The 22,657-nt window shown below is 40.3% G+C and carries 17 protein-coding genes and 2 pseudogenes; 1 reads left to right on the top strand and 18 read right to left on the bottom strand.

Going from position 1 to position 22,657, the window contains the following annotated elements; all coding sequences use genetic code 11:
- The 3 genes from A6M13_RS05120 to A6M13_RS05110 form a co-directional block, all read right to left on the bottom strand.
- Entirely contained in the window at nt 1–1,668 is a 1,668-nt protein-coding gene (locus tag A6M13_RS05120) for a ribonuclease J (RefSeq protein WP_066543463.1), read from the bottom strand.
- A gap of 263 nt (nt 1,669–1,931) precedes the next feature.
- Complete coding sequence (gene dapA / locus A6M13_RS05115; RefSeq protein ID WP_066543461.1) at nt 1,932–2,825, bottom strand: 4-hydroxy-tetrahydrodipicolinate synthase; 894 nt, start codon at nt 2,823–2,825, stop codon at nt 1,932–1,934.
- 15 nt (nt 2,826–2,840) lie between these two features.
- Nucleotides 2,841–3,881, bottom strand: a complete 1,041-nt coding sequence (locus A6M13_RS05110; RefSeq protein ID WP_066543460.1) for an aspartate-semialdehyde dehydrogenase — start codon at nt 3,879–3,881, stop codon at nt 2,841–2,843.
- A gap of 203 nt (nt 3,882–4,084) precedes the next feature.
- Here A6M13_RS05110 and A6M13_RS16230 point away from each other — a divergent pair, with 203 nt between their 5' ends.
- Nucleotides 4,085–4,234, top strand: coding sequence for a hypothetical protein (locus A6M13_RS16230; protein WP_169817415.1), 150 nt, complete (start codon nt 4,085–4,087; stop codon nt 4,232–4,234).
- Between the two features lie 184 nt (nt 4,235–4,418).
- Here the strand turns inward: A6M13_RS16230 and A6M13_RS05105 are convergent, their stop codons facing one another.
- From A6M13_RS05105 to A6M13_RS05035, 15 genes and pseudogenes are all read right to left on the bottom strand, one after another.
- Nucleotides 4,419–5,651 carry a M16 family metallopeptidase gene (locus tag A6M13_RS05105; RefSeq protein ID WP_066543459.1) on the bottom strand — a complete coding sequence of 411 codons (1,233 nt, stop codon included), beginning with the start codon at nt 5,649–5,651 and terminating at the stop codon, nt 4,419–4,421.
- 78 nt (nt 5,652–5,729) lie between these two features.
- A complete protein-coding gene (gene pnp / locus A6M13_RS05100) occupies nt 5,730–7,841 on the bottom strand; it encodes a polyribonucleotide nucleotidyltransferase (protein ID WP_066543458.1) in 2,112 nt (703 codons plus the stop codon).
- Between the two features lie 176 nt (nt 7,842–8,017).
- A complete protein-coding gene (rpsO, locus tag A6M13_RS05095; protein ID WP_066543456.1) occupies nt 8,018–8,287 on the bottom strand; it encodes a 30S ribosomal protein S15 in 270 nt (89 codons plus the stop codon).
- Nucleotides 8,288–8,423: 136 nt separating this feature from the next.
- Nucleotides 8,424–9,362: a riboflavin biosynthesis protein RibF gene (ribF, locus tag A6M13_RS05090; protein WP_066543454.1), complete on the bottom strand. Its 939-nt coding sequence runs from the start codon at nt 9,360–9,362 to the stop codon at nt 8,424–8,426.
- Nucleotides 9,363–9,377: 15 nt separating this feature from the next.
- Complete coding sequence (gene truB / locus A6M13_RS05085) at nt 9,378–10,289, bottom strand: tRNA pseudouridine(55) synthase TruB (RefSeq protein WP_066543452.1); 912 nt, start codon at nt 10,287–10,289, stop codon at nt 9,378–9,380.
- A 74-nt stretch (nt 10,290–10,363) separates the two neighbouring features.
- On the bottom strand, nt 10,364–10,708 hold the full coding sequence (gene rbfA, locus A6M13_RS05080; protein WP_066543451.1) for a 30S ribosome-binding factor RbfA: 345 nt from the start codon (nt 10,706–10,708) through the stop codon (nt 10,364–10,366).
- A gap of 14 nt (nt 10,709–10,722) precedes the next feature.
- Nucleotides 10,723–11,001: a DUF503 domain-containing protein gene (locus A6M13_RS05075; RefSeq protein ID WP_066543450.1), complete on the bottom strand. Its 279-nt coding sequence runs from the start codon at nt 10,999–11,001 to the stop codon at nt 10,723–10,725.
- A complete protein-coding gene (gene infB / locus A6M13_RS05070; RefSeq protein ID WP_066543448.1) occupies nt 11,001–12,899 on the bottom strand; it encodes a translation initiation factor IF-2 in 1,899 nt (632 codons plus the stop codon). The genes A6M13_RS05075 and infB overlap by 1 nt, the downstream gene beginning before the upstream one ends.
- A gap of 77 nt (nt 12,900–12,976) precedes the next feature.
- Complete coding sequence (locus A6M13_RS05065) at nt 12,977–13,297, bottom strand: YlxQ family RNA-binding protein (RefSeq protein WP_066543687.1); 321 nt, start codon at nt 13,295–13,297, stop codon at nt 12,977–12,979.
- Nucleotides 13,297–13,575, bottom strand: a complete 279-nt coding sequence (gene rnpM / locus A6M13_RS05060) for an RNase P modulator RnpM (protein WP_066543447.1) — start codon at nt 13,573–13,575, stop codon at nt 13,297–13,299. Before rnpM ends, A6M13_RS05065 begins: the two co-directional genes overlap by 1 nt.
- Nucleotides 13,576–13,703: 128 nt before the next feature.
- Entirely contained in the window at nt 13,704–14,837 is a 1,134-nt protein-coding gene (gene nusA / locus A6M13_RS05055) for a transcription termination factor NusA (RefSeq protein ID WP_066543446.1), read from the bottom strand.
- A 20-nt stretch (nt 14,838–14,857) separates the two neighbouring features.
- Nucleotides 14,858–15,334 carry a ribosome maturation factor RimP gene (rimP, locus tag A6M13_RS05050; RefSeq protein WP_066543445.1) on the bottom strand — a complete coding sequence of 159 codons (477 nt, stop codon included), beginning with the start codon at nt 15,332–15,334 and terminating at the stop codon, nt 14,858–14,860.
- A gap of 219 nt (nt 15,335–15,553) precedes the next feature.
- Nucleotides 15,554–16,957, bottom strand: a pseudogene (locus tag A6M13_RS05045) (PolC-type DNA polymerase III); the annotation flags it as partial.
- Nucleotides 16,958–17,810: 853 nt separating this feature from the next.
- A pseudogene (locus A6M13_RS05040) lies at nt 17,811–20,741 on the bottom strand (PolC-type DNA polymerase III); the annotation flags it as partial.
- Nucleotides 20,742–20,881: 140 nt separating this feature from the next.
- Nucleotides 20,882–22,588: a proline--tRNA ligase gene (locus A6M13_RS05035; protein ID WP_066543443.1), complete on the bottom strand. Its 1,707-nt coding sequence runs from the start codon at nt 22,586–22,588 to the stop codon at nt 20,882–20,884.
- Nucleotides 22,589–22,657: the final 69 nt, after the last annotated feature.

The following is a 22,657-nucleotide window of genomic DNA, read 5'->3' as shown; positions in this document are numbered from 1 at the left end:
TTAATATTCCATAATGATTGGAATAATCATTGGACGACGCTTTGTTTTTTGGAATAAATATTGGTTTAATGTATCGCGAATTTCTTGCTTAATATTTGTCCATTCAAATGTTTCTTTCCCCACGTATTTTTCAATAACGTTGCGGGCAATATTAGCAGACTCTTGCATAAGCTCTTCTGATTCACGTACATATACGAAGCCACGTGATAAAATTTCCGGACCTGACGCAATTTTCTTTTGTGCACGGTTTAATGTGACAACAACGATGAAAATACCATCTTGTGATAACAGCTTACGGTCACGTAATACGATATTGCCGACATCGCCAACACCCGAACCATCAATTAACACATTTCCGGCTTGGACACGTCCGCTCATACGTACTTTATTGCTCTTAAATTCAACGATATCGCCTTTTTCAGCAATGAAAATTTGTGATTTTGGCATTCCTAATGTTTGCGCTAATTTTGAGTGCGCAATTAACATACGGTATTCACCTTGAATTGGCACAAAATATTTTGGCTTCATTAAGTTTAACATTAATTTTAAATCTTCTTGGCTACCGTGACCAGATACGTGTACTTTCTTATCCGATGTTAAGACAGTAGCGCCCGCTTTTGCTAAATTGTTCATCGTATGGAACATTTGTACTTCCATTGATGGTGATGGCGTAAATGTAATTAAGACTGAATCGGTATCTTTAATTTTTAATTCACGGTGATGCTTACGTACAATTTTATCTAATGCATCTAAAGGCTCGCCTTGATTACCGGTTGCAATAATCGCTAGCTCGTCATCATTGTATTTATGAATATCTTGAATTGGAATAATTGTATCTTCTTCCACTTCTAAATAGCTTAAATTCACACCTAAATCGACAACTTTTTCAAGTGGCTTTCCGATAATTGCGATTTTACGGTTTGATGCATGCGCTTGATGCAATACTTGTTGAATACGAATAAAGTTTGAAGCATATAATGCCACGATTAAACGACCTGGTGCCGAATGGAATGTTTTTGCTAAGTGGTCATTCACGACTGCTTCAGATGTTGTATATCCTGGACGCTCTGCTTCTGTAGAATCCGATAATAGCATGAACACGCCGTCTTCACCGAGCTGTGCCATTTTTGCTAAATCTGGTCTAAATTTACCTTGTGCCGATTGGTCGAATTTAAACTCACCTGTATGCACGATAGCGCCTTCTGATGTATGGAACACAATTCCTAATGAATCAGGAATACTATGTGTCGTATGGAAGAACGTTACGTGTGTTGAGTTAAAGTTCATACGGCTACGATTTGTCACTTCAAAGAACTTCACTTGGTATGGTGCTGGTAAGTCCTTTAAGTGTTCTTTTGCTAATGCAATCGTTAACTTTGAACCATATACAGGTGCTTTAATTTTACGTAATACATACGCAATTGACCCAATCGCATCTTCATGACCGTGCGTTAAGAAAATCCCTTTTACGCGGTCTTTATTTTCTTCTAAATACGTAATATCTGGAATAACGATATCAATGCCTAGCATCTCATCTTCTGGGAACATTAACCCGCTATCCACGACGAATAATTCTTCGTCAATTTCAATTACGTACATTGCTTTACCAATCTCTCCGACACCGCCGAGAGGGATTACTCGAATTAATTCATTTTTTGTTTTCGTCACGTTATTTCCTCCTAAAAAATATCCCGAACAACAACCACTTGTCCTTATTATACGGTGTTGTTTACAGTTTGTACAAACAAAAAAGAGAAAATCTTCACATTCCGAAAAATTATTGAGCAAAACTATTGTCATTCCGTTATTTCAAGAACCTCTCGTTTTTTGCACTCGATCCTCTATCAAACATTTTTTCGCTATGCACTCATATAAAAATAGACATCGACGTATGAAAATACGCCAATGTCTATTCATTCATGATTCAAGTCTTACTTAAAATTCTTTGCTTTCTCTTGATATGTATCCCAAATGCGGTCGAATGCATCTTTTTCATCATCTGTCATTTCAACCATTGGCAAACGTACATCTAGCGTATCAAATCCAAGCTTCGTCATCGCATATTTAATCGGTGATGGGTTCGGCTGTGCAAATAAGGCACGAACAAGCGGTAACATCGCACGGTGAATGGCTGCTGCATCAGCATGACGCCCTTCATCAAATGCTTTAATCATCTTTTGCATATCGTTACCAATAACATGTGACGCTACTGAAATAATACCACGACCACCAATCGCTAGTAACGGTAATGTTAAACCATCGTCACCGCTATAAACGATAAAGTCCTCGTCCACATTTTCAATAATGTCACCCATTTGGTCTAAATCGCCACTTGCTTCTTTAACGCATGTAATATTGTGAATTTTACTTAATGCAACCGTCGTTTCTGCTTTACAGTTTGCACCGGTACGACCTGGCACGTTATAGAGCATAACAGGGAGCTTCGTTTCTTTCGCGATTGTTGTGAAATGGGCATACATCCCTTGTTGGTTCGGCTTATTGTAGTAAGGTGTTACTAACATAATGCCGTCTGCACCATTTTCTTCTGCCTTATGTGTCATCATAATTGAATAAGCGGTTTCGTTATCACCCGTACCAGCGATAACTGGCACACGACCTGCTACTTTTTCAACTGTGAAACGCACAACTTCAATTTTCTCCTCTGTTGACATCGTCGGGTTTTCTGAAGTTGTCCCACACGCAACAATGGCGTCTGTGCCGTTGTCAATTAAGTGATTAATAATACGTTCTAATTCTGGATAATTGATTGTGCCGTCTTTTTTAAACGGCGTAATCATTGCTGTTGCTACACGACCAAGATTCATTTGAAAGCACGCTCCTTATAGTAAGTTATCCTCTAACATAGCTTCTGCGATTTGAATTGAGTTAAGTGCAGCACCTTTTAATAAGTTATCTGCAACAATCCATAAGTGGAAGCCTTTTTTGTTATCTAAATCTTGACGGATACGCCCTACAAAAGTTGGGTCCTCGTTCTCAGCGAAAATTGGCATTGGGTATGTTTGTGTCGCAATGTCATCTTCTAATACGATACCTGGTGCATGACGTAATGCTTCGAAAACATCTGCAACAGACACTTCTTGCTCAAGCTCGATGTAAACAGATTCTGAGTGACCTGATACAACCGGTACGCGTACACATGTTGCCGCAACACTTAATGTTGGCATTTCCATAATTTTTTTCGTTTCATTAATCATTTTCATTTCTTCATATGTGAAGCCATTTTCCGTAAATTTATCAATTTGCGGAATCACGTTACGCGCGATTGGGTAATGCTTCACATCTGATTTTACTGGTAACACATTTGCTTCAACGTTTTTGCCTGCATCCCAGTTTGCTGATTGTGCTTTTAATTCATCAATCGCTGCAATCCCTGAACCTGAAACAGCTTGATATGTAGAAACGACTACTTTTGTTAAACCGAATTTTTCACGTAATGGTTGTAATGCTGCTACCATTTGAATTGTTGAACAGTTCGGGTTAGCAATAATGCCTTTTGGAATGTCTTTTAATACATGACGGTTTACTTCCGGTACAACAAGTGGCACTTCTGGGTCCATACGGAAGTGGCTTGTGTTATCAATTACAACAGCACCGCGTTTTGCTGCTTCTGGTGCTAATGCTTCTGAAACAGCACCACCTGCTGAGAATAACGCTACGTCCACACCTTCAAAGCTTTCTGGTGTCGCTTCTTCAATTGTATATGTAGAACCATTAAATTCGATTGGGTTACCTGCTGAGCGAGCAGATGCTAAAAATTTAATTGACTTGATTGGGAACTTACGCTCAATAAGTTTCTCCATCATTTTTGTTCCGACTGCGCCTGTAGCTCCGACTACAGCAACGTTTAATTGCTTTGTCATTGTATTCATCTCTCCTCAAATATTAACATATTACATAATGTGTGCTATTGTACCATACAAAGTGCGAATTGAGTACAAAAATCTTAGTTTTTAAAAAATTGTATAAATAACTAATCTTTAATTATTTTTATACAGTTATACTAGTGTTATTTTAGCCTATTTCACGTAAAAAAACTATCAAAATATAATCAGGAGGAATGTTGATGGGTTACTTATTAGTTCTACTTTTTTTGCTCCAAGCATTGCTTATTTTGGACGACTTTGATATTACTATCCGCATTAGCATCGGTGGTTTTTTATGCATGATTGGCTGTCTTATTTATTTTACGACCATCATTCAGCGCAAAAAATGACGCATCGCTGCAAATGTCTCCCTAAAAAAGGGGCCAGGCAGAAAAAAACGAGACCGGGACAAAAGAAATAGCCTTCAGCAACGACAACTGCTGAAGGCTATTTTTCTGCTTTAGGTGCTACTCTACATAACGAACGCACCCGTAATACATCTATTGATGAAAAACTACTGCTCATAGCGATTGCTTATTCATCGTCTTCTGTACCTTGGATAATCGCAATAGCACGTTCTTTCGTTAACATTTCTTCAATTAACTCCTGACATACTTCCATTGAAATAGCATCTACACCCGCAATGACATCATCAATCGTTTTATGTTTACCATAAATAAGCTCAGCTTTACCGTTACGACTCATGCGCGTTTCCATTGATTCAATGCCGAGCACAACACTTGCTTTCAGCTGTTCTTTGGCATTCGATAACTCTTCGTACGTAATACCTGACTTCACAATGCTTGCTAATGTATCATCAATCGTCTGTAATAACACCGGCATTTGTTTATTACTTGTACTCCCATAAATCGTAAATGCGCCAACATCGGCATATGCTGTCTCATATGAGAAAATTGTGTACGCTAAACCACGCTCTTCACGCACTTCTTGGAATAAACGTGAGCTCATATTGCCACCAATTAAATTATTCAGGGCAACAAAGCTATAAAAGCGTGAATCTTTACAATCGATTGCTGGATAACTCATCGCCACATGTGACTGCTCGATATCACGCTCTTGCATATAAGATCCTGCTGTAAATGTTGGGTACGTCAATTCAGACTTCACGAATTTTTCGGTGCGACCGTAATGACCAAATAACTGCTCAATATGTTGAATCAATGCCGTTGAGACGTTCCCAGCAACTGAAATAACAACATTTTCCGGTGCATAATGTTTATCCATATAACTACGAATCATATCTGCATTAAACGTTTCTAACGTTTGCGCTGTTCCTAAAATCGGTAAGCCGAGCGCGTCTTTTGGATACATCTCAAACCATAGCTTTTCGTGAATATCATCATCTGCTGCATCTTCACTCATTAAAATTTCTTCTAATACCACTTGTTGCTCACGCTCAATATCTTCTTGTCGGAATGCCGAGTTGAAAAACATATCTGCGAGCATATCCATCGCATGTTCGCCGTGATGCGCTAACACTTTCGTGTAATAACATGTATTTTCCTTCGATGTAAAGGCATTAATTTCGCCACCGATACGGTCAAACGCTTCGGCAATTTGACGCGCTGTACGCGATTGTGTGCCTTTAAATAACATATGCTCAATAAAATGTGTAATACCATTTTCATGTGGTAATTCATAACGAGACCCCGCATCTACCCAAATTCCGATTGTAACTGAATGTACGTATGGTACGTGCTCTGACACGATACGCACACCGTTTTGACATGTATAAATTTGAACCATTCAAACACTCCTTTTGTCATGCATATAAAAAGGGACTGCGCATTCTCACGCAGCCCCCGATATATAATGAAACGCCTCTTATTGTTGCTCAGCGCGTTCCTTTTCTTCTTTTAAGACAATTTTACGTGATAAGTTTACGCGACCTTGCTTGTCGATTTCAATACATTTCACTAATAATTGATCGCCAAGTTTTAGTACGTCTTCTACTTCTTTTGTGCGCTCTTCTTGAATTTCAGAGATGTGTAATAAACCATCTTTACCTGTGAAGATTTCAACGAATGCACCGAATTTTTCAATACGCTTTACTGTACCCATGTAGTACTCGCCTACTTTAGCTTCACGTACGATTGATTCGATAATTTCTTTTGCACGCGCAATCATCGCTTCATCAGAAGATGCGATGAAAATTGTACCGTCTTGCTCTGTATCAATTTTAACGCCTGTTTCGTCGATAATTTTGTTAATTTGTTTCCCACCTGGTCCGATAACGTCGCGGATTTTGTCTGGGTTAATTTTAATCGTTACGATTTTCGGTGCGTATTGAGATAACGTTGTACGAGATTCAGCAATTGTTGTTAACATATGGTCTAAAATTTGCATACGTCCAATTTTCGCTTGCGTTAACGCTTCTTCTAAAATATCACGTGATAAACCGTCGATTTTAATATCCATTTGTAGTGCTGTAACACCTTTAGCCGTACCTGCAACTTTAAAGTCCATGTCGCCTAAATGGTCTTCCATACCTTGAATATCTGTTAATACTGTGTAATGCTCACCTTTTTTCACAAGACCCATCGCAATACCTGCAACTGGTGCTTTAATTGGTACACCTGCAGCCATTAGAGACATTACTGATGCACAAATTGACGCTTGTGATGTTGAACCGTTTGACTCTAAAACTTCCGCTACACAACGAATTGCATATGGGAATTCCTCTTCTGACGGTAATACAGCTAAAATAGCACGCTCACCTAATGCACCGTGACCGATTTCACGACGACCTGGAGAACCGTAACGACCTGTTTCACCTACAGAGAATGCTGGGAAGTTATAGTGATGCATGAAGCGTTTTGACTCTTCTGCACCTAATCCGTCAATAATTTGTACATCACCTAGTGGCCCTAATGTACAAATTGATAAAGCTTGTGTTTGTCCACGCGTGAACATTGCTGAACCGTGTGCACGTGGTAATAAATCCACTTCAGATGATAATGGACGAATTTCGTCTTGTTTACGACCATCTGGACGCACTTTATCTTCTGTAATTAAACGACGTACTTCGTCTTTTACCATTTTATCTAAAATGGCTTTGACTTGTTTCATTGTACTTTCGTCAGCTTCTTGTGCTTCGTATGCTTCAATTACACGTGTTTTAACAGCTGTGATATTGACTTCACGTTGTTGCTTGTCCACAGTTTGAATAGCTGTGTTCATATCTGCTTCTGCATCTGCTTTAATGGCAGCCGTTAATTCAGCATCTAATTCGTAAAGAACGACTTCTTTCTTCTCTTTACCAACTTCAGCAACAATTTGCTCTTGGAATGCGATTAATTTTTTAATTTCATCGTGACCAAACATAATCGCTTCTAACATAATTTCTTCAGGTACTTCTAATGCGCCTGCTTCTACCATGTTAATCGCATCTTTATTACCAGCTACTGTTAAGTGAACTGTTGATAAAGCGGCTTGCTCTACTGTTGGGTTGACAACGAATTCACCATCAATATAACCAACGTGTACACCTGCGATTGGGCCATCGAATGGAATATCAGAAATAGCTAAAGATAATGAAGAGCCAAACATTGCTGCTACATCTGCTGGGCAATCTTGGTCATTTGACATTACCATTAAAATTGATTGTACTTCATTACGGAAACCATCTGGGAACATTGGACGGATTGGACGGTCAATTAAACGAGACGTTAAAACAGCATTTTCCGATGGACGACCTTCACGTTTGATGAAGCCTCCTGGAATTTTACCTGCTGCGTATAAACGCTCTTCATAGTTTACTGTTAGTGGGAAGAAATCTGTTGCTTTTGCTTCTTTTGACATTGTTGCCGTTGCAAGTACAGCGGTTTCACCGTAGCGTACCATTGCCGCACCATTTGCTTGTTTTGCTAACTGTCCTACTTCTACTACTAAAGGACGGCCAGCCCATTCATACGAATAGACTTTTTTGTCGTTCATTTACTGAACCCCTTTCTCATGTACACTTCATCGAATATGTATCATACTAAAGTGTACCAAAATTCATATTTATATGCGAAAATTTTTATTGAATATTTGAAGTTAATTGGCTGAGGAGCATTCGGTACATAAATAAAAAGCGGGAATACTCCCGCTTTTTATGTTATGCGCAAAGATTAACGACGTAAACCTAAACGTTGAATTAATTCACGGTAGCGTTGTACATCAGTTTCACGTAAGTATTTTAATAAATGACGGCGTTTACCTACCATTTTTAAAAGACCACGTTGAGAGTGGAAATCTTTTTTGTGTGTTTGTAAGTGAGCGTTTAAAGCGTTGATCTCTGCAGTTAATACAGCGATTTGTACTTCTGGTGAACCAGTGTCGCTCTCGTGAGTACGGAACTCAGCGATAAGTTCGTTTTTACGTTGTTGTGTAATTGCCATGTTGAATGGACCTCCTAGTATTTATAATATCCCCGTTAGCAAAGTAACCGTTTGGAGAAACGCACTACCTAGCTAAGGTTTGTATGCTAAATTAACATACTTTAGCATTATAGCACAGTCGCTTTCATCGGTGCAACTATTGTGCAAAATAATCGAGCGCTTGTTGCTTATCGATTTCTAGCTGTGCTTTTAATGCATCTAACCCATCAAATTTACGTTCATTGCGTAAATATTTATGCCACGCGACCACGACTTCTTCTCCGTAAATATCTTTTGCAAAGTCAAAGACATGTACTTCAATCGAAAGTTGCTTTTCCTCAGGGTTTTTAAACGTTGGTTTGTACCCAACATTGCATACGCCATCAAACCATTGATTTTGTAAGCATAGACGTACTGCATACACGCCTACTGCTGGTGTAAAGCTGCCTTCTTTTTCTTGCACATTGGCTGTTGGGAAACCAAGTAAACGACCACGCTTATCGCCATGTACGACGATACCCGCTGTTGTAAATGGTCGACCTAGTAGTGTCGTTGCTTGCTCCATATCCCCAGCTTGTAGCACTTGGCGAATACGTGTTGAGCTAATTTTCTCCGCTTCACATTCTTGCTTTTCAATGACCGTAACGCCATATGCACCATTTGCTAAAGCTTTCATATCTGCCATCGTGCCTTTACCGAACGCACCAAATGTAAAATCAAATCCTGCTGTGACATGCTTCACATTTAACTTATGTAAAAACGTTTCAACAAATGCCGCTGGTGATAGTTGTGCAAGCTCTGATGTGAAATGCGCAACGTATACAACATCCACGCCCAACTTTTCTAAAATCGCTAACTTCTCTTCTAGTAATGTAATATAAAACACGCGTTCATTGCGCCCACCTAATACAATCGATGGATGCGGATCAAACGTCATAACGGCACTTTTCACACCTAATGCTGTCGCTTTTTGCTGTGCCTGCTTAATAACCGCTTGATGCCCTCGGTGAACACCGTCAAAAAAACCGATTGCTAAAGATGTTGCTTCTACATGTGTATCAATTTGATGTGGATATTTTAAATGAATGACGTCCACCGTCAAATCCCCCTTCTAGTTTACATTCGGAAACATTTTATCAGGCTTCATCATACCTGGTTTTGTCGGATGCGCAATATAAACGGCAACCGCTTTTTCATTCTTCCCAAATACTACTTTATCATGTTCTGTCAGCAATGTGTGTGATGGAAGCACTTGTCCGTTATGGATTTGTTTGTCAACATCCGCTGTAATTTCAACGTACGGATAATCGCGCAATGCATGTTCTACTGGTAAAAGTGCCTCGTCAATATGACCGGCTTCCATTAACTCAGCTACTTGTGCAAGTGTAAAGCAGTTCGTTTGTGAGAATGAACCTGACGCTGTACGTACAAGCTCATGCATATGTGCAGGATACCCAAGCGCTTCCCCAATTTGAACAGCAAGCGTACGAATATACGTCCCTTTACTGCATTTTACACGTACAGAAAAACGCACATCTTGCCCATCAAATTGCTGCGCATCGTCCAGTAATAGCAGCTCATGAATCGTCACTTGGCGCGTTGGACGTTCCACCTCTTGACCTGCGCGTGCATATTCATATAATTTTTTACCGTTTACTTTAACCGCTGAATACATCGGTGGTGTTTGCGAAATAACGCCTGTTAATGAGGCTAGCACCTCTTCAATTTGCGCACGGCTAAATGACTTCATTTCTGTATTTTCTAAAACGGTCTCGCCTTCAGCGTCTTCAGTTGTTGTCGTACGGCTAATCGAGATGACCGCCTCATACGTTTTACCAGCATCTGTTAAATATTCCGCAATGCGCGTTGCTGTACCGATACAAATTGGTAATACACCCTCAACACCCGGATCTAGTGTACCGGTATGCCCCACCTTTTTCGTATGCAAAATTTTACGTAGTTTAAATACGCAGTCATGACTTGTCATGCCACGCTCTTTCCACAATGGAATAATTCCGTTCATGGTAATTGCCTCCTCCAATGTATACATAAAAAAGCCTGCCTGCATAATTCATGCAGAGCAGGCTTACTTGTACATTATTTCTCTTCGTGTAATGAACGAAGTAATGCGTCGATTTTGTTTCCGTATTCAATCGCAGAATCAAACTCGAAGAAAATTTCTGGTGTACGACGTAAACGAATACGTGAACCGATTTCTGAACGAATAAAGCCTGAAGCTTTTTCCAGGGCTTGTAACGTTTCAGCGCGTTCGCGGTCGTTCCCTAGTGAAGTAATATATACAGTCGCTTGTTGTAAATCCCCTGTAACTGCTACATCTGTAACCGTTACAAATCCTACGCGTGGGTCTTTAATTTTGCGTGTAATAATTTCACCAAGTTCTTTTTTCATTTGCTCTGCAACACGATTTGAACGTAAAGACATCTCATGTCACCTCTTTATAAGTTTTCGGTCCAAACGTCGAGTTGTTCCCATTCAGGGTTCGACTCTAAAAAACGTAAGGCTCGTTGAATTTCCTTCTCCGCTGCAAGCTTTGAAGATGCAACAGCAACGAGCGCGAGTCGCGTTCGTTGCCATACATTTTGATGGTCAATTTCTGCAATTGACACATTAAATTTTTGCTTTGTGCGCATCGTCATTTTTTGTAAGACGGCGCGCTTTTCTTTTAACGAGTGTGCTGTATGGATCATAAATTCACATTCAGCGTAAACAATCATTAGCGTTTAATTTCTTCCATTACGAAGGCTTCGATAATGTCGCCTTCTTTAACGTCGTTATACGCTTTAATTGTAATACCACACTCGTAACCACGTGCTACTTCTTTTGCATCGTCTTTGAAACGTTTTAATGAATCTAATTCACCTTCGAATACAACGATACCTTCACGAATAACACGTACACCTGCATCACGAACCATCTTACCTTCGATTACGTAAGAACCAGCAATTGTACCAACTTTTGATACTTTAATTGTTTGACGAACTTCCGCTTGTCCAACAACTTTTTCTTCGAATTCAGGGTCAAGTAAACCTTTCATCGCTTGCTCAATTTCTTCGATTACTTTGTAGATGATACGGTGTAAACGAATGTCTACGCCTTCTTCTTCAGCTGCGCGTTTTGCATTTACATCTGGACGCACGTTGAAGCCGATTACGATTGCGTTTGAAGCGGCTGCTAATGAAATATCTGACTCTGTAATTGCACCAGCGCCCGTGTGAATAATACGCACGTTTACGCCTTCTACATCGATTTTCATTAATGATGCGGCCATTGCTTCTACTGTACCTTGTACGTCAGCTTTGACGATTAAGTTAAGCTCTTTCATTTCGCCTTGGCTCATTTGTTCGAATAAGTTATCAAGCGTTACACGTGTTTTTTCTGAACGTTGTGCTTGAATAGCTGTCATTGAACGAGACTCACCAACTTGACGAGCTGTTTTTTCATCTTCGAATACTACGAAACGGTCACCCGCTTGTGGTACTTCGTTTAAGCCTGTTACTTCGATTGGCATTGATGGACCTGCTTCTTTTACACGACGACCAATGTCATTTACCATTGCACGTACGCGGCCATAAGCATGACCAACTACGATTGGGTCACCAACACGTAATGTACCATCTTGTACTAATAACGTCGCAACAGCACCGCGACCTTTATCTAATTGTGCTTCGATTACAGAACCGATTGCTGAACGTGTTGGGTTCGCTTTTAATTCTGCTACCTCGGCTGTTAATAATACCATTTCTAATAACTCGTCAATACCTTCACCTTTTAAAGCTGAAATTGGTACGAAGATTGTGTCCCCGCCCCAAGCTTCTGGTACTAAGCCGTGTTCTGTTAACTCTTGTTGTACACGGTCCGGGTTTGCAGATGGTTTATCCATTTTGTTTACCGCTACGATAATCGGTACTTCTGCAGCTTTCGCATGGTTAATCGCTTCAACTGTTTGAGGCATTACACCGTCATCAGCAGCTACTACGATAATTGCGATATCTGTTACAGATGCGCCACGTGCACGCATTGTTGTGAATGCGGCGTGACCAGGTGTATCTAAAAATGATACTTTCTTGCCGTTTGCTTCTACTTGGTATGCACCGATATGCTGTGTAATACCACCAGCTTCTCCTGCAGTTACCTTCGTGTTACGAATCGAGTCTAATAATGTTGTTTTACCGTGGTCAACGTGACCCATAATTGTTACAACTGGTGGACGTTCTGTTAAAGCATTTTCATCCACTTCTACGATTGACTCGTCAAAGTACGTGTCTAAATCTGTTTTGTCGATGCGTACTTCTTCTTCTACTTCTACTCCGTACTCAGCACAAATTAACTCAATTGCATCTTTATCTAGCTCTTGGTTAATTGTAGCCATTACGCCAAGCATAAATAATTTTTTAATGACTTCAGAAGGTTCGCGGTGTAATTTTTTCCCTAACTCCGCTACTGTTAATGATTCATAGAAAGTAATTTTTTCTGGTAATTCTTTTTGTTTCATTGGTACTTGAGGTTGGTGCGTACGTTGTGGACGACGTTTACCTCCGTTAATACCTTTCGGGCGTTGGCCCCCGCGACGATTGTTGTTGTTATTATTACGATTATTGTTATTTTGTGTCATATCTATATTTTAATACCCTTTTTCTTTCATAGATTTTTTGTGCATACGTGTAAAGACGTATGTTCCGTTTTTTGGTGTTACGCTTCATCCAGCAGTGCAATTAAGCTTTTCAACTTTTTCGCAAAGCCTGCATCGGTGATAGCCACTGTGACACGCGCTTCTTTCCCTGTTGCTTGTCCAAGTGTATAACGATCTCCAAAAATCGTATACGGCACTTTGTAATACGTGCATTTATCTTGAATTTTTTTATTGCTGTTTTTTGATGCATCACCTGCAAGGAAGACTAGCTTCGCTGAACCGTTACGAACGGCAGTCACAACAAGTTCTTCACCAGAAATGATTTTGCGCGCGCGCGCTGCAAGACCAAGCATTTGGATAATTTGTTGCTGTGCTGTCATCATAAAATACTTTCTCGACGAATTACGCGAATAAGCTCTTCGTACACTTCCTCAGGCACTTGCGCCTCTAAATGATGACCTAAAACATTTTTCTTACGGGCAATTTCTACTGCTTGCTCGGATTTTGAAACATATGCCCCTCGTCCAGACTTCTTACCTGTAAGGTCTACAGATACTTCGCCTTCTTTTGAACGCACTACGCGAATCATCGACTTTTTCGGCAACATTTCACCCGTAGCGACACACTTACGTAAAGGTACTTTCTTTTGGATCGCCATGAGAATCACCTTTCCTTTTCAATCGACTTTAAAGAATACGCTCTGCACGAAACAGAGCCTTGAAGAATATGTATAGGTTGCCACGAGCATGTGGCAAGCCTATAAACATGCATACTCTTAACTATTAATTATTCTTCGTCATCTTGGTATAAATCAAATGCTACTTCTTCTTGTTGAGCGAATTGCTCTTGTACATAGTCGCTTGTTGCAGATGGGTAAATACCTAATTCACGCGCATCTGTTTCACTCTTAATATCAATTTTCCAACCTGTTAACTTCGCAGCTAAACGTGCGTTTTGACCGCGTTTACCGATTGCTAATGATAATTGATAGTCCGGTACAACAACCGTTGTCGATTTTTCTTCTTCGTTCACTTGTACATCTAATACTTTCGATGGGCTAAGTGCATTCGCAACAAAGACGATTGGATCTTCTGACCACTCCACGATATCAATTTTCTCACCGTTTAACTCGTTTACGATTGTTTGTACACGACCACCCTTTGTTCCTACACAAGAACCAACTGGATCGATTTCTTCGTTATCTGTGAACACAGAGATTTTTGAACGATCGCCCGCTTCACGAGCGATAGACTTAATTTCTACTAAGCCTTCGAAGATTTCTGGCACTTCTTTTTCGAATAAGCGACGTAATAAACCAGGATGTGTACGAGATACTACTACTTGTGGACCACGCGTTGTGCGCTCTACTTTCGTAATGTACACATTGATGCGGTCATGTGGATTATACGATTCACCAGGAATTTGTTCATTCACTGGTAATACCGCTTCGATTTTACCGATTCCTACATAAATATTACGTGCATCTAAACGCTCAACAACACCTGTTAAAATATCGTCTTCACGCTCTACATATTCTTCATAAATTTTACCGCGTTCTGCTTCACGTACACGTTGTGTGACAACTTGCTTCGCTGTTTGCGCTGCAATACGCCCGAAGTTACGTGGTGTTACTTCTTGCTCTACAATATCACCGATTTCAAATACTGGGTTGATAGCTTGTGCATCTTCTAATGAAATTTCTAGGCGGTCATCAAATACTTCCTCTACGACATCTTTACGTGAGAACACAAGCATTGAGCCTTTTTCAAGATTTAAATCTACGCGCACGTTTTGTGCTTGGTTAAAGTTACGTTTGTAAGCTGTCACTAATGCCGCTTCAATCGCTTCAATTAACACATCACGTGAGATACCTTTTTCTGTTTCCAGCGCAACTAGCGCATCTAGCAATTCACTGCTCATTTGTTTGTTCACTCCTAAAATTATGCTGAAAAGTCAATCGCATGACGAGCAAGCGCGACTTTTTCTTTTTCGATTGTTACGGACACTTTACGTGTTTTAATTTTAATTGTTAATTGTAATGTCTGACCATCATATGCGTCTAACGTGCCTAGGAATTCTTTCATGTCCTTGATTGGCTCATATGTTTTCACAAAAATTAACTTTCCAACGGCATTGTTAAAGTCTTGTTCGTTTTTCAACGGACGCTCTGCACCTGGTGATGACACTTCTAAGTAATAGTTTTCTTCGATTGGATCATTTTCATCCAATACTAGACTTAAGCGCTCGCTTACTTGTACGCATTGTTCAATATCAATACCGCCTTCAGGAGTATCTACATACACGCGTAAAAACCAGTCACGACCTTCTTTAACAAACTCAATGTCAACTAGCACTAAGTTTAGTTCTTCTACAATAGGTGTTACATACGCTTCTATAACAGATGTTACATTGCTCATAAAATCCCCCTGACTTCTGTCTTACTCGCAAACAAAGAGAAAAGAGCGGGATATCCCACTCTTTCGTCACGTTTGTTTTTCAACAATTAATTAATTCAAGAATAGCATAGGAATGCCTATAATGCAAACATTGCACGTTGACATCAAGCAGTGTTAACCACTTTCAAAGCATTTTTATTCATTTCGCATACGAAAAAGGTTGTTTCACACTGTCATCCACTAAAATAGCGATAACTGATTGGCGTCTGGCATTCCTTCTAAGCAACCCATTTGATCCATATATTCGATTAATGTTTTCGATACACGACCGCGTTGCTGTAAATCTTCCTTCGATAAAAATTCACCATCAAGACGCGCGCGCACAATTTGTTTCGCTACGTTATCGCCAAGCCCTGGAATTGCATTGAACGGTGGAATAATGGTTTGCCCATCAATAATAAATTCCGTCGCTTCTGAACGATATAAATCCACTTTCGCCATGCTCATACCACGCTCACACATTTCAAGTGAAATTTCGAGCACCGTTAATAATGATTTTTCTTTCGGTGCAGCGTCCAACCCTTTTAAATTAATTTCATCGATTTTTGCACGAATCATTTGCGAACCTTTCGTCATCGACAATAAATCAAAGTCAGATGCACGAACCGTAAAGTACGCTGCATAATATAAAATTGGGTAATGTACTTTAAACCACGCAATACGTACTGCCATTAAAACATATGCAGCGGCATGTGCTTTCGGGAACATATATTTTATTTTTTTGCACGAATCGATATACCATTCCGGTACTTTTTTCGCGCGCATTTCTTCTTCCATCTCTTCCGTTAAACCTTTACCTTTACGCACGGATTCCATAATTTTAAAGGCAAATGATGGCTCTAAATCTTGATAAATTAAATACACCATAATATCATCTCGACAACCAATTACTTCGGATAGTACGCATGTGCCTTCTTTAATAAGTTCTTCAGCATTGCCTAGCCATACGTCCGTGCCGTGCGATAAGCCAGAAATTTGTACAAGCTCACTAAATGTCGAAGGTTTCGTACTTTCAAGCATTTGACGCACGAATTTCGTTCCAAACTCTGGAATACCAAGCGTCCCTGTTTTTGTCCCAATTTGTTCAGCCGTTACACCGAGTGATTCTGGTGACGAGAAAATTTGCATCACAAACGGGTCATCTGTCGGGATTGTTTTCGGATCAATGCCAGATAAATCTTGTAGCATACGAATCATCGTCGGGTCATCGTGTCCGAGAATATCTAGTTTTAAAATGTTATCGTGAATCGAATGGAAGTCAAAGTGTGTTGTTTTCCATTCTGCACCTTGCGCATCTGCTGGGAACTGTACAGGTGAGAAATCATAAATGTCCATATAATCTGGCACAACAATAATACCACCTGGGTGTTGGCCCGTCGTTCGCTTAACGCCTGTACAACCTTGTACTAAGCGGTCTACTTCAGGTGGACGAATCGTTAAGTTATGATCTGTCGCATAGCCTTTGACATAGCCATATGCTGTTTTTTCTGCTACCGTACCAATCGTTCCGGCACGGTATACATAATCTTCACCAAAAAGCACCTTTGTGTAGTTATGGGCTTGTGGTTGGTATTCACCGGAGAAGTATGACGATAGGTAAGCCTTTGAAGTTATCACCCGCTTTTCCCCCGTCCCACACCGTGCATGAGGCTTTCACACTCACACGGCGTTCCATCGTTAGTTTTGTTGAATGTTATAGACTAAGTCAGCCAACTAATCACTCCTTTTTGAGCTTTCGTTCTCTTTAGTCATACTAGAATCTGACTTTTTGTAGGTTTGATTTCAACACTAACGACTTGTGCCCTTCCCTCTGAAATGTTTTATCCTCCGACCTATTTTGTATTCAGTCATCACAGGCATTTCTTCAATGGTACTACGGCACTACTGCCACTCCGTTAAAACGAGTTATAGCTAAAAGCCTTTCCTCGTACCGTCGTCATCGACATGCAACTGTCTCTTACGTTCGGAGCTTCACACGTTCCACTATTTCTATCTGTACATCTTCCCTTAGGTTCCCCCTAAATTCCGCTAGGCTTGCATGTGCCTGTAACACAAGATGGATTTTCATAACCAAACGCTTACTCATCCACACCTAGAAATCCTAATTTGGATCCCGCAGCATTTCTACTACGTGACATTCACGAAAAGTCAATCGAGGGTTTGTCCCAGTCATTCTACTGATTCTAACCATAGAAAGTTTATAGACGCCAGACCTATCATTCACAGGATGTCTCCCTTTCCACAGCCGTACTGTTTGGGTGAACTTCAGCCTACTTTAACGAGCTTCATACAAGTTTCAGTTTTGCAGTCATCCGCTTGCATGTCGTAGCTTCAGCGAGTGTGTTTCGGGGCGTTACTCCGTCATTCCACACTTCGAAATAGCAGTTCTACCAATAATGGTGGCTAGTCTTTTCAACTAGCAACGTGTCGCACTCAAATCAATGTCCGGCACCTTGTCCCCTTTAAATCCGAGGAATGTTTCAAACGGAATATCTTGTCCGTCTTTTTTATAATTCGCCCCACATTTCGGGCATGTTTTATTTGGTAAGTCATAGCCTGATGCAACAGAACCATCCGCTATAAACTCCGAATGTTTACAGTCTGGACATACATAATGTGGTGGCAATGGATTTACTTCGGTAATCTCCATAAATGTCGCAACAAGTGACGACCCAACCGAACCACGCGACCCTACTAAGTAGCCATCTGCTAATGATTTCTTTACAAGCTTTGCCGAGATTAAATAAATAACGCCAAAGCCGTGCCCTAAAATCGACTTTAATTCTTTATCAATACGTGCTTGTACAATATCTGGCAACTGTTCACCATAAATAGAACGTGCCATTTCATACGTTAAGTTCGTAACTTCTTCATCCGAGCCTTCGATTTTCGGTGTATATAAATCGTCTTTAATCGGCTTCACATCACCAATCATATTAGCGATTAATTGCGTGTTCGTTACAACAACCTCTTTTGCCACATCCTCACCTAAAAAGGCAAATTCGTCGAGCATTTCATTCGTCGTACGGAAATGCACTTCTGGCAGTTTATAACGATTAAGTGGATTTGCACCGCCTTGCGAGCCAATTAAAATTTGGCGGAACATCGCATCTTCTTTATTTAAATAATGCACATTACCTGTTGCAACAACTGGCTTGTCGAGCTTTTTACCAAGCTTCACAAGTTTACGAATAATATCTTCTAATTGGAACTCTGTTTGCACCATTTCTGATTCTAGTAAATGTGCATACACGGGTTTTGGCATAATTTCGATGTAATCGTAAAACTTCGCGATTTCTTCCACTTCTTCCGGCTGCTTTTGCATCATCGCCTCAAATACTTCACCTTTATCACAGCCGCTTCCGACAAGTAGCCCTTTGCGGTACTGCATCAGCGAAGAACGTGTCACACGTGGCACACGGTAATATGTTTGTACATGCGCTGTTGATACGAGCTTAAATAAGTTTTTTAATCCATCATTGTCCATTGCTAAAATCGTACAATGGTACGGACGTGCACGCTTATACGCATCTCCTGCACCGACGTAATTATTTAAATCATCTTGATGTGTAATGTCATGGTTATCCATCGCTTCTTTTAACAAATGCAATAGTAAATCGCCCGTTGCACGACAGTCATAAATCGCACGGTGATGCTGCGTTAAGTCAATACCAAACTTTTTACAAAGCACATTTAAACGATGTGATTTCATTTCAGGATGTAAAAAACGGGCTAATTCTAACGTATCAATAACCGGATGAATTGTATCATCTAAACCGAAGCGTTTATATGATGTATACAGGAAGCCCATATCAAATGATGCGTTATGTGCCACTAATATACTGCCTTCTCCAATCCAGTCATGGAACTGGCGAATCACTTCTTCCACTTCTGGTGCATTTTCGACATCTTTATCTTCAATACCTGTTAACTCAATCGTTGTTGCCGATAATTTATGGTGCGGGTTCGCAAAGCTTGAAAATTCATCAATTTTTTGCCCATTTTGAATTTTCACTGCCGCAAGTTCAATAATCGTGTCATACACAGCTGATAAACCAGTCGTTTCTACGTCAAACACAACAAAGGTTGCATTTTCTAAGTCAATATGCTCTGCGTCATACGCAATCGGCACACCATCATCTACTAAATATGCCTCTAGTCCGTATAACACTTTAATGCCATTTTTCTTCCCTGCTGCGTACGCTTCTGGGAATGATTGCACAACAGCATGGTCAGTAATGGCCACTGCAGGATGTCCCCATTTTGCTGCCTGTGCCACAAGTGTACTCACCGGTGTCACCGCGTCCATTTGGCTCATCGGTGTGTGTAAATGCAGCTCTACACGCTTTTCGTCGTCTTTTGCTGTATCTTTACGCGATTCATGGCTAATTTCCGTAATCGAACGTCCCATAATGACTAAATCACGTAAAAATGTATCATTTTGTACACCGCCACCAACACGTACCCACATACCTTTTTTCACCATCGACATGAGTGCAATATCCGTTTTCGTGTTCGAGAACATTTTCACAACAATTGAATCGGTATAGTCGGTCATTTTCATCGTTAAAATGTGACGACCTGAGCGTAACTCCTTCACTTCGACATCAAAGACATAGCCTTCAACGACTACGAAGCGCTCTTCTTCTTGAATACGTTTTAATTCTGTCACTTCGCCATCTTGTAGTGGCTTACCAATTTGAAGTGGCCCTGCTGGCACAACAATATCGTTCACGACAACATCTTCTTTAGCAGAAGCACCTTTTTGTACTATTTCATACGCTTTTTGCCCAAGCTGTTCTTCTTCTTCACGACGCTTTTCGAAAAATTGTTCCTGTAAGCGCGTGAATGCTTCTTTATCTTCTTGTAGCTCAAAATCTACTTGTAATTGCGGGAAACCAAAATATTGATAATGCTGTGCAATAATGTCCGTATATTTATTTTTACACGTTAAATACTCCACTTGTTGCCCACATACGAGCTTCATTTTATTGCCTGTCCATTGTGGCTGTTGATTACTCAGTGTTTGACGAAGCGGTGGTGCCATGCCATCAATACTGTTTAAAACAAGTGCCCAATAATCATGAATAAGTGCCGCCGTTACTTCTGGGTCTACTGAAGACAATGATAACTGGATTGCGGCAATGCCCGAAAAGCGCTCGCGTAAACGTACGATAAATAGTTCATATAACTTATATGGTAAAATTTGCTGTAATGTCACATGAAAATGCCATTGTCGATTCGTTTTATGAACGGTCATACGCGATAGTTCACCGCCTTCAAAAAACGACATATACACATCTTCTGTTAACTCTAATTGCTGTAATAAAATTTGAAAACGCTGCTGCGCTTCTTGTGTTGTTGACATACTCTTCACCTGCACTTTCTCTTTTCCAAGCAAAATAAAAGGGCTGACGTAGCATGAGTCACGTCAGCGCCTTTCATCGTATAGTCTGCATGATGCATCCTTCTACTATTTTAGCTGTTTATTAGCGAAGACGCTACGAATTAGTTCGTACGGAAAAACTCGTTTAAGCGGTCTACTAATTCTTCTTTTTGCCATTCAAATGATTCACCAGAATGACGGAATTTCACTTCAACAATGCCTTCAGCTGCTTTTTTACCAACTGTTACACGCACTGGTAAACCGATTAAATCTGCATCGGCAAATTTCACGCCTGCACGCTCTGCACGGTCATCATATAACACATCGTAGCGGTATGATTGTAGTAATGAATATAAGTCGTCTGCTAAGCCAACTTGTGCTTCATCCTTCACATTTACCGGTACTAAGTGAATGTCGTACGGTGTTAATTGTGTTGGCCATACGAAGCCGTTATCATCTTGGAACTGTTCAGCAACTGCTGCAAGTAAACGAGATACACCAATACCGTAGCAACCCATAATAAATGGTTGTGCTTTCCCTTGGTCGTCTAAGAATGTTGCGCCCATTTTCGCTGAGTACGTTGTGCCAAGTTTGAAAATATGACCAACTTCAATTCCTTCAGCAAACTTAATTACGCCATTGCCGTCTGGAGATGGGTCACCAACTTGGATGAAACGAATATCTAAATAATCGTTTACCGCAAAGTCGCGCTCAGGATTAACGTTTACAAAGTGGAAGCCATCTTCGTTCGCACCTGCTACACCATTGCGTACTGATTTTACTGCGTTATCCGCAACAACTTTTACGCCTACTGGTAATTTCACTGGACCGATTGACCCGATGCTTGCACCGATTAACTCTTTAATTTCTTGCTCTTCTGCTAATTCAACAGATGTTGCACCTAATGCATTTTTTAATTTAATGTCGTTAATTTCGTGGTCGCCACGTGCTAAAACAACAACTAACTCACCATCAACATTGAATACTAATGATTTAATGCAGTTATTCGCTGGTACGTTTAAGAAGCTTGATACGTCTTCAATTGATTTTTGGTCAGGTGTTGATACTTTTTCAAGCTCGTTCATTGCTTCTTCGCTTGCTTTGTACTCCACAACAACTTCTGCCATTTCAATGTTCGCTGCGTAATCTGATGAATCCGAGTAAGCAATTGTATCTTCACCGATTTCAGATAATACCATAAACTCATGTGTACCTTTACCACCGATTGACCCTGCATCCGCAATAACTGCGCGGAAGTTCAAGCCAAGACGCGTAAAGATATTTGAATACGCACGGTACATATCGTCATACGTTTCATCTAATGATTCACGTGTTGCGTGGAATGAGTATGCATCTTTCATAATAAATTCGCGACCACGTAATAAGCCAAAGCGTGGACGTTTTTCGTCGCGGAATTTCGTTTGAATTTGATACAGTGTTAATGGTAATTTTTTGTACGATTTAATTTCATCACGCACTAATGATGTAATAACCTCTTCATGTGTCGCACCTAATGCGAAATCGCGGTTATGACGGTCTTGTAAACGCATTAATTCTGGACCGTATGCATCCCAACGACCTGATTCTTGCCATAATTCAGCTGCTTGTAATGCTGGCATTAATAGCTCAATTGAATTGACAGCTTCCATTTCTTCGCGCACGATTTGCTCGATTTTTGCAAGCACACGGCGACCTAATGGTAAGTATGAATACACACCACTTGTATTTTGACGAATAAAGCCAGCACGTAATAATTGCTTATGTGACTTTACATCCGCATCTGCTGGTACTTCACGCAGCGTTGGAATAAATGTTTTACTTTGTTTCATAATAAAAGTTCCACCTTTTAAGTTAATATAGTTAGCATAATCAAATTTGGCTTTGAGCGCTAGTCAATA

This window comes from Caryophanon tenue, assembly GCF_001700315.1.
GTDB classification, from domain to species: Bacteria; Bacillota; Bacilli; order Bacillales_A; family Planococcaceae; genus Caryophanon; species Caryophanon tenue.
Note: the sequence above shows the minus strand (reverse complement) of the source record. Positions and strands in the feature narration are given on the sequence as shown.